Genomic DNA, 9,172 nt, shown 5'->3' with positions numbered 1-9,172 from the left:
CCGCCTGTGGCGCACCTGCGGCGGCCCCGCCCGGGCAGGCAGGGAACGACGACGGCGGGGGCGGCGCGGATACCGTCACCATCGGCATCGGGGGCCAGACCCTGCTGACCTACTTGCCCACCACACTCGCCGATGAACTGGGTTACTACGAGGAGGAAGGCGTCGACGTCGACCTTCAGGACCTGCAGGGCGGCTCGAAAGCCCTCACCGCCATGATCGGCGGCAGCACCGACGTCACCAGCGGCTACTACGAACACACCATCCAGATGCAGGCAAAGAACCAGCCCGTCAAAGCATTTGTAAACATGAACCTCTCTTCCGGCCTTGCCCTGGTGGTGTCCGAAGAAAACAAGGACACCATCAAGACCGTTGCCGATCTCAAGGGCAAGAACGTCGGCGTCACTTCGCCCGGCTCCTCCACCGACATGTTTGTGAAGTACCTATTGTCCGAGAATGGCATGGAACTCACCGACGCGTCCGTCTCCGCGATCGGCGCCGGGTCCTCCGCCGTCGCCGCCGTCGAGCAAGGCCAGGTTGACGCGGCCGTCATGCTGGAACCGGATGTCACGGTGCTGGGCAAGCGTCTCGGCACCGAGCCCACCATCATTGAGGACGTGCGCACCCTCGAAGGCCTGCAGGACGTCTTCGGGGCCAGTGCATGGCCTTCGTCCAGCCTGTACGCCACCAGTGACTGGCTTGAACAGAATCCCGAAACAGCGCAGAAACTGGCAGCGGCCATCACGAAGGCGCTGCAGTTCATTGCCGAACACTCCGGCGAGGAAATTGCTGCGGAGATGCCTGAGACCTTTGCCGGTGGCGATCCGGAGCAGTACGCCACTGTCATCGAGGAAATGAAGCAGACCCTCAGCCAGGACGGCATCTTCACCGAGGAAGGCGTTCAGGCGGTGCTTGAGACCCAGCGCATCGCGAACCCGGAGGTCGGCGAGGTGGAAATCGATCTCGAGGAAACCTACACCAACGAGTTCGTGGAGTAGACAAACCCGGCATCACCAGCGGTCCTGCCGCCCATTCACTGTGGGCTGCAGGACCGCTTTCATCGGCGCGCAATAACCAAAGAGGTAAGGGAATCATGGGCGAGAACCTGACAAGAAAGCTGCTGGGAGCAAGCCTCGCGATGGGCGAGCTGACCCCCGGGAGCGACATCACTGTCCGCGTTGACCAGGTATTAATTGAGGACGCGACCGGCACCATGGCCGCCATGCAGTTCGAGATGCTCGGCGTGAATTCTGTCGCCGTGCCACTGGCCGTGATGTATGTGGACCACAATGTGCTTCAGATCGACGACAAGAACATGCAGGATCATCACTATTTGAGAACGTTCTCGGCCCGCTACGGACTGCGCTATTCTCCTGCCGGCCATGGAATCTCGCACTACATCCACCTTGAGCATTTCGCCCGGCCCGGCGGCGTGCTGGTGGGCGCCGACTCCCACACGTCAACCGCCGGTGCACTGGGCATGTTCGCACTGGGAGCCGGAGGTCTCGAAGTAGCCGTTGCCATGGCCGGCTACGGCTTCGACTTCGTGTGCCCGGCGGTGATCGGGGTCGAACTTACCGGAACACTGGGCCCAGTGGCGGAAGCCAAGGACATAGTGCTGGAGCTCCTGCGCCGCCACGGTGTCCGCGGCGGCCGCGGCAAGGTCTTCGAATTCTTCGGCGACGGCGTGTCCTCGCTGTCCATCTCCGCCCGGGCAACCATCTGCAACATGATCGTCGAAACCGGCGCAGCGACAGCCGTCTTCCCATCAGACGAACACACGCTCACCTGGCTGCGCGAGCAGAACCGTGAGGCGGACTATCGCCCGCTCAGTGCCGATAACGGTGCTGCGTACGACGGCGTGGAGCACCTTGATCTCTCAACCTTGGTGCCGCTGGTGGCAAAGCCTCACTCTCCAGGCAACGTGGTGCCGGTAGCCGAACTGCCGCGCACCGAGGTGGTACAGGTGTGCGTGGGGTCCTCCGTGAACAGTTCCTACGAGGATCTGGCCACCGTCGCCGCAATCCTGAAGGGCCGCTCAGTGCATCCGGCAGTGCAGCTGACTGTCACGCCGGGCTCTCGGCAAATTCTGCAGACCATCATTGCCTCGGGCGTCTACGAGGATCTCATGCACGCCGGCGCGCGGATGCTGGAACCCGTATGCGGACCGTGTGTCGGGATCGGCCAGGCGCCTACAGCAGGCGCTCCCTCGCTGCGCACATTCAACCGCAACTTTCCCGGCCGTAGCGGAACGGCCGAGGACAGCGTGTACCTGTGTTCGCCGTCGACGGCGGCGGCAAGCGCGCTGGAAGGGGCCATCGTCGACGCCTCGAGAATAGATGTCGGAGACCTGCGGCCCGCTGTCGCCGCGAATCCGGGTATCCATGACCTGCACATCACCGGCGTCCTGCCTGCGGAGGAGCGCCGGAGCATTGAGATTGAACGGGGAAGCAACCTCGTCCCGCCGCCGCTTCCCGGTCCGTTGCCTGCGGACGTGAGCGCGAGCGTGCTTATTGTGGTCGGCGACGACATCTCCACCGGCGACATGGCCCCCGACGGCGCCATCGCCATGTCCGTCTGGTCCAACATTGCGGTCTGCGCCCGGTTCATGTTCCGCCGACTGGACCCCGATTTCCACGACCGAGCACTGGAGTGGGGCGGTGGGGTCATCGTTGGCGGCGAGAATTACGGGCAGGGCTCCTCCCGGGAGCACGCGGCGCTCATCCCGCTGTTTCTTGGCATCCGCGTGGTCGCTGCGCGCAGCTACGCACGCATTCACCGTCGAAATCTCATTGCGGCTGGCATTGTTCCCCTGGTGCTTCCGACTCATGCCGAATGTTCGATGGGTCAGGGGTGGACCATCGAAGGGCTGGCGGCTGCCTTGGCCGATGGCGCTACCTCTGTCACCGCGCGCGTCGACGGAGACGCCGTGCTGACCCTGGGCCTTGATTTTTCCCCCGGCGAGCGGGCGATCCTCAGCGCCGGAGGTCTTTTGGCCCAGGTCCGCGCCGAAGGTCGGGTACTGCTGGAACACGACGGCAAACCGGAGTAGACAAGGATCACGGGCTGTGTAGACGAACCCTTGCGCCATAAATTCGCTCCGGTAGGGTTTTCAAGAGGACGACGGCGTCTCCGGCGCCGGACGTTCAAAAACGAAGCAAAGTGCAACGGAGGAAATCCGATGGAGGACATCACCCGGCGCCGCGCGCTTGGCCTTGGGCTGGGCGGACTGGCAACCACTGCGCTTGCTGCCTGCGGCGCGCCAGGCATGCAGGCTGGCCAGATCCAACCGGTGCTGCCGCCGGCAGAGGGGCCGGTGTCCCTGACTTACTGGGCATGGCTCAAGGACCTGCAGAACGTCTGCGACATCTGGAACAGCCAGAACCCTAACATCCAGGTGCAGGCCGAATTCATGGAGCCGGGCAACGACGGCGGTTACGCGAAGCAGCGGGCCGCATCCGACGCCGGTGGCGGTCCCGACATTGGTCAGATTGAATTCCGTTCCGTGCCGGACTTTGTGCTCGGCGGAGCGCTCGCTAACCTCGCACCCTACGGCGCACGGGACCTGGCGAGCCGGTATGACCGCACCACGTGGGAACAGGTGAATATCAACGAGGGTATCTACGCCATCCCCCAGGACTCCGGACCGATGGGCTGGTTCTACCAGACCGCACCGCTCGAGGAGATCGGTGCAGCGCCGCCTGTCACCTGGGAGGAATGGGAAGCCGTGGCCCGCGAAGCGCGCAACCTGAGTCCGGACACCTATCTGGAAGTTTTCAATGTTGCCGATGCGTCTTTCTTTGTGAGCATGGCCATCCAGGCGGGAGCGCAGTGGTTCAGCACCGAAGGCGATGAATGGGTCATGAACTTCACCGATGAACCTACACTCCGGGTAGCTGAATTCTGGGACCGGATGATCGACGACGATCTGGTCAACACCGGATACGGTGCCTTCTCCCCGGGCTGGTACGCCGCCGCGGGCGAGCAGAAGATCCTCTCGGTAACCACGGGCTCCTGGGGTGACGCCCTGGTCCAGAGCACCAGCGGGGGAGCGGGCAACTGGAAGGTTGCGCCGATGGCCTCCTGGCCGGACATGGGCTACGGGTCCAGTCAGCTGGGCGGTTCCACAGCCGCCATCTTCGCCAATTCGCAGCACCCCAGGGAGGCCCTGGAATTTGTCACCTGGATGACCAGCACCCCAGAGGGAATTGACGCGATGATCAAGAACTCGGGGATCGGCTGGTCGGTGTCTCCGGACTACATCGGTGAAACCCGGCAGGCGCCGTCGGAATTCTTCAGCGGCCAGAACTACAACGAAGAGGTGTTTGTGTCGGCATCGCAGGACCAGAACCTGGACTGGAACTGGGCACCCATGACGGAGAGGATTTTCCTCATCCTGTCCGACGGCTTCCGTACCAAGCTCACCGCCGGAACTTCGTTTGTCGATTCACTCGCGGAGGCGCAGCGGCGCACTGTGGACGCCTTCCGGAATGTTGGACTGAGCGTGCGGGCAGGAGGCTGAGATGAAGACGGCCCAAAAGCGTGCGCCCTGGATTCTGCTGGCACCCTTCCTGCTGCTGTTTGTCTTCACTTTTGTGCTTCCGATTGCCTCAGCGGTTGGCTACAGCTTCACCTCAGTCCAACGACTCGGGCTGTTTGGCGAAGGTGGAGTCACCAGTGGATTCGCCGGGTTCAGCAATTACGCTGCAGCACTTGAGGACGGCGGGTTCATTGCGTCCATTGGCAGGATGCTCCTCTTTGGGGTTGTCCAGGTGCCCGTCATGCTGATCCTGTGCGTGATCCTCGCCCTGCTGCTCGAATCGGCCTCCGCGAAATGGCCCGGCGCCTTCCGGGCAGCGTACTTTGTGCCGTACGGAATTCCGGGCGTGATCGCGACTATCCTATGGTCTTTCCTGTACGTGCCGGGGATCAGCCCCATTACCGGTCTTTTCGACGCCATGGGTATTCCGGTGGATTTCCTCTCGCCCAGCACCGTGCTGTGGTCCATCGCGAATATTGTGACGTGGACCTATACGGGCTACAACATGCTGATCATCATCGCCCAGCTGAAGTCCATACCCGGTGAGCTCTATGAATCCGCCCGCATGGACGGCGCCGGACCGTTCAAAGTGGCCTGGTCCATTCAGCTTCCGCTTATCCGTCCCGCACTGGTGCTGACGGGAGTATTCTCCATCATCGGCACACTGCAGCTATTCGCTGAACCCCAGGTGCTCGCCACGGTGGCGCCGGCGATCGACAGCCAGTACACGCCCAACCTCAGTGCCTTCACGCAGGCCTTCACCAACGGCGACTACGGTGTTGCCTCCGCGCAGGCAGTGATTATTGCGCTTGCGGCATTTGTACTTTCGTTTACGTTCCTGGCACTGACGAATAGGAAACGGTAATGAACGCACGCACCACGGTTGACCCGCAGCCAGGCCGCTCAGCCGGCGAAACTGAACCGGCCTCAGCCGAGGACCGGCAGAAACCGCGCCGCAAAACCCGCAATGGTGCCCGGAGCTCACCCGGAATGACCATTCTGGTCACCGGGATCCTGGTGGTGGTGGCACTGTACTTCCTGGTTCCGGTCTACTGGGTGATCATCGCGGCCACCAAGACCAGCGAGGACCTGTTCGGTACCAACGGTTTCTGGTTTGCGGAGAACATCAACCTCATTGAGAACCTCACGCTGGTTCTCACGTACGACGGCGGCATTTTTGTCCGCTGGTTTGCCAACAGCCTGCTTTACGCCGGTGTGGGTTCGCTGCTGGCAACGTACTTCGCGGCCGCCGGCGGCTATGCGCTTGCCAAGTACGAGTTCCGGGGGCGCAACCTGGTCTTTGGACTCATTCTCGGTGGAGTGTTGGTACCGGCCACCGCAACAGCGCTCCCAATGTTCCTTTTGTTCAGCGACTTAGGCATAGCCAACACCTACTGGAGTGTGCTGATCCCTTCGCTGGTCTCCCCGTTTGGCCTGTTTCTCTGCCGTATTTTCGCCGACGCAAGCGTGGATACCTCTGTGCTGGAGTCCGGCCGGATAGACGGTGCCAGCGAGCTGAAGATCTTCCATACGCTGGCACTGAGGGTCATGACGCCGGCCTTGGTGACCGTCTTCCTCTTCCAGCTGGTGGGCATCTGGAACAACTACTTCCTGCCGTTGATCATGCTCGCGGACACCGACCTGTACCCCATCACTCTGGGCCTGAACAATTGGAACTCGCAGACCGACCGGCTGCCGGAGTTCTATCAGCTGACCACGGGCGGCGTGCTGCTCTCGGTCATTCCGTTGGTGATCGCGATGCTGGTGCTGCAGCGGTTCTGGCGCGGTGGGCTCACGGAGGGCGCCGTCAAAGGGTAGCAACACTCCCGCCAAGCGATACCATTCGAGCATGCGCCGCGGCACAAACCTTCCCATGATGGGCGACTTCAACCAGAGCGTCATTCTTGACGCAATCCGGCGGTCCAGCGAAGGGCTCAGCCGCGTGGAACTGGTCGAAGCAATTGGCCTGTCCCCGCAGGCGGTCTCAAATATCACGCGCCGGCTCCTCGACGCGGACCTGATAGTCGAGGCAGGCAAGACAGGCAGTGGACCGGGCAAGCCCCGGACCATCCTCCGGATAAACCCCTCCGGCCGGTATGCGATCGGCGTTCACCTTGATCCCGCCGTGATGACCGTAGTGCTGATGGATCTGATGGGATCGGTGCTGCACCGGCGCACCCAGGAAACCCCGCTGGGAAACGATCCGTCGAGCATCATCGACGCCATCCTTCATGAGGTTCGCCTCCTGATCGACGAATCCGGTGTGGACACCGAACGCATCGAGGGCATTGGAGTTGCCCCGCCGGGACCCATCGACCAACCGGCGGGCACCGTGGTGGATCCGCCACTCCTGCTGGGTTGGCACCGGGTTCCGCTGCGGGACGCGCTGGTGAAGGCCACCGGCATGCCGGTGCTCGTGGAGAAGGACGTGACAGCGGCCGCCGTTGCGGAGATCTGGGGCGGCGGGCACGGCAGTACGCAGAGTTTCATCTTTGTCTACATAGGCACGGGCATTGGCAGCGGGATGGTGGTCAACGGCGAGGTGCTGCGCGGAACGTCAGGCAACGCCGGCGAAATTGGACACATTGTCACCGATCCCGGGGGGCCGCACTGCTCCTGCGGCCTGCGCGGCTGTGTTGCGGTGACCTGCGATCCGCGCTCCCTGGTGCTGGAGGCTGAAGCGCTCGGCATGCTCAAGGACCTGCGGCAGCGGAGCGGAGGCACCGAAATAGCGGAGAGCTTCCTGCACCTGTGCACAGCGGCCGAGCGCGGGGAGCCTGTCGCCGTCGAAATCCTGGACCGCGCCGCCGCACGTACGGCCCGCGCCGTGTCAGTGTTGGCCAACATGCTCGACGTCGACCGGGTGATCTTTGGAGGTCCCTTCTGGGGGCCGTTGGCCACCCGCTATCTGGAGGTGGTGCCGGCGTCGCTATTGGATTTCCGTGCCGCCCGAAGCATTCATCCGGTGGAGGTGGTGTCCACCGGAATCGGGGAGGATGTAGCGGCTATCGGTGCCGCGTGCCTGATGCTGGAGCAGACACTGGGCCCGCGCGCGGACCGGCTACTGCTGGCCAACTGAGTCCTTCGGACTTTCTTGAGGAATCCTTCGGCCTACATTCCGCGGACAGTTGAACTTGACCCGTCAGAGTGGACTTAGTCAGCCGCACAGGGCTGAAAGGGTCTTCCAAAGAAACGGGTCTCATCATGGGTATCAGTCTGAAATCGACTTCCGGCAAAGTTCTTGCTTCAGTGGTTCTGGTTGGCGTTGCAGCCAGCGTCGCGGGCCTCGGAACCTACGGATCCTTCACCTCCACGACCTCGGCCAGCGAGGTTGTCACCGCGGGCACCGTGCAGATAGCGCTCGGGACAGTCGGAACCGCAGCCAACCGCTTGAACGTTGCCGCAGCCGGCATTGTTCCCGGCGACACCATCCAGCGTGCCGCCACCCTGAGTAACACCGGAAACCAGGGCTTCGCGTCAGTCTCTCTAACCACCTCGCCCACCGTGTCCTCCAAGCTGAACACGGACGCAATTCTCGGACTGCAGCTGCAGGTGGACGCTTGCTCCCTGCCATGGACCGAGACCGGCACCGCGCCTGCCTATACGTACACCTGCACCGGAACCACAAGTACCGTCCTGGCGCAGCGCGCGGTGGTCGGCGCGAACCTCCCGCTGGCCAACCTGACGTCTCTCGCCACGGGCAAGACAGATAACCTGCGTGTCACGCTGAGTCTGCCGGCCGCCGCGGACAACACGTTCCAGGGTCTCTCCAGCACTGTGGCCTTTGACTTCACCGCAACACAGCGCACCGCAGAAAGCCGCTAGTCTTCCGTCCGGGCCGGACCGTTCTCCGGCCTGGACGGTTGCTTCATGTCCCAAGGAGAATCATGACGATCACTGATCCGGAGCTGCGGCCTTCAACCGGGCCGCGCTGCAAGGGCACGACGACGGCGCCGGCTCGATTCGCCGCCGCCCCGCCTTCCGCCGGATCACATGAAGAAGACTCCACCGTCGCGGAAGAGTCGGCGCCCAAGGGTCTGCTGCGCCGGCTGGTCAGCTTCACGGCAACGATCCTCCTGATCCTCACTGCCGCAGCGTTTCTGATCCTCGCGATCGGCCCCAGGGTCTTTGGCTACCAGACCGCCACCATGCTCACCGCAAGCATGGCTCCGGAGATCATGCCGGGCGACGTAGTGGTGACCACCCGCCAGCCCGTGAGCGAGGTGGAGGTGGGCGACGTCATCAGCTTCCACATTCCCATTGACGACCACCGGGTTGAAACCCACCGGATCATTGAGGTGATGGACCGCGAGGACGGTTCCACCGCGGTCCGCACCCAGGGAGACGCCAATGACGGTGCGGACCCTTGGGAAGCCACCCTCGAAGGAGACTACGTTTACGAAGTGTTCATGGTGATTCCCGAGCTGGGCAACGTCATCAGGGCGCTCCGGGCACCCGTGCTCAACAACGTTTTGGTCTACGGCTCGTCGGCGGTACTGGTTGTTGTGCTGCTCACCATGATCTGGTCAAAGCCCACTAAGAATGATGAGAACACCCCCGAGACGGCAGCCGAACCTCTGGACGTGCCGGACAACCTGCCGGTACTCGACCCCGCCGTCATCGACGGACTGGCTG

Annotated in this window: 8 protein-coding genes; all 8 read left to right on the top strand. The window is 62.9% G+C overall.

Translation table 11 applies throughout. The features are described from left to right. Nucleotides 1–995: ABC transporter substrate-binding protein (locus Y708_RS24680; protein WP_051478947.1), on the top strand; the 995-nt coding region annotated here is incomplete at its 5' end. Nucleotides 996–1,090: 95 nt separating this feature from the next. Next, on the top strand, nt 1,091–3,049 hold the full coding sequence (locus Y708_RS0112165) for an aconitate hydratase (protein ID WP_028280148.1): 1,959 nt from the start codon (nt 1,091–1,093) through the stop codon (nt 3,047–3,049). A gap of 129 nt (nt 3,050–3,178) precedes the next feature. Then, nucleotides 3,179–4,519: an ABC transporter substrate-binding protein gene (locus tag Y708_RS0112160; RefSeq protein ID WP_028280147.1), complete on the top strand. Its 1,341-nt coding sequence runs from the start codon at nt 3,179–3,181 to the stop codon at nt 4,517–4,519. A 1-nt stretch (nt 4,520) separates the two neighbouring features. Continuing rightward, nucleotides 4,521–5,402 carry a carbohydrate ABC transporter permease gene (locus Y708_RS24675; RefSeq protein ID WP_035776180.1) on the top strand — a complete coding sequence of 294 codons (882 nt, stop codon included), beginning with the start codon at nt 4,521–4,523 and terminating at the stop codon, nt 5,400–5,402. Nucleotides 5,403–5,527: 125 nt separating this feature from the next. After that, entirely contained in the window at nt 5,528–6,355 is an 828-nt protein-coding gene (locus Y708_RS0112150) for a carbohydrate ABC transporter permease (protein ID WP_253905796.1), read from the top strand. A gap of 58 nt (nt 6,356–6,413) precedes the next feature. Beyond that, nucleotides 6,414–7,616 (top strand): ROK family transcriptional regulator, encoded by a 1,203-nt coding sequence (locus tag Y708_RS0112145; protein ID WP_035776191.1) that lies wholly within the window; start codon nt 6,414–6,416, stop codon nt 7,614–7,616. A gap of 125 nt (nt 7,617–7,741) precedes the next feature. Continuing rightward, nucleotides 7,742–8,362, top strand: a complete 621-nt coding sequence (locus tag Y708_RS0112140) for a TasA family protein (protein ID WP_028280144.1) — start codon at nt 7,742–7,744, stop codon at nt 8,360–8,362. Between the two features lie 62 nt (nt 8,363–8,424). Next, nucleotides 8,425–9,172, top strand: a 748-nt coding sequence (locus tag Y708_RS28430; protein WP_081746748.1) for a signal peptidase I, incomplete at its 3' end; no start/stop codon positions are given.

The sequence above is a fragment of the Arthrobacter sp. H5 genome, assembly GCF_000520595.1.
Classification (GTDB): domain Bacteria; phylum Actinomycetota; class Actinomycetes; order Actinomycetales; family Micrococcaceae; genus Arthrobacter_D.
This window is presented reverse-complemented; position numbering and strand designations above follow the sequence as displayed.

Bases quoted from the DNA above. Each gene is read 5' to 3' on its own strand.
- Y708_RS0112165 (WP_028280148.1), top strand. From the start codon at position 1,091: ATGGGCGAGAACCTGACAAGAAAGCTGCTGGGAGCAAGCCTCGCGATG.
- Y708_RS0112160 (WP_028280147.1), top strand. From the start codon at position 3,179: ATGGAGGACATCACCCGGCGCCGCGCGCTTGGCCTTGGGCTGGGCGGA.
- Y708_RS24675 (WP_035776180.1), top strand. From the start codon at position 4,521: ATGAAGACGGCCCAAAAGCGTGCGCCCTGGATTCTGCTGGCACCCTTC.
- Y708_RS0112150 (WP_253905796.1), top strand. From the start codon at position 5,528: ATGACCATTCTGGTCACCGGGATCCTGGTGGTGGTGGCACTGTACTTC.
- Y708_RS0112145 (WP_035776191.1), top strand. From the start codon at position 6,414: ATGGGCGACTTCAACCAGAGCGTCATTCTTGACGCAATCCGGCGGTCC.
- Y708_RS0112140 (WP_028280144.1), top strand. From the start codon at position 7,742: ATGGGTATCAGTCTGAAATCGACTTCCGGCAAAGTTCTTGCTTCAGTG.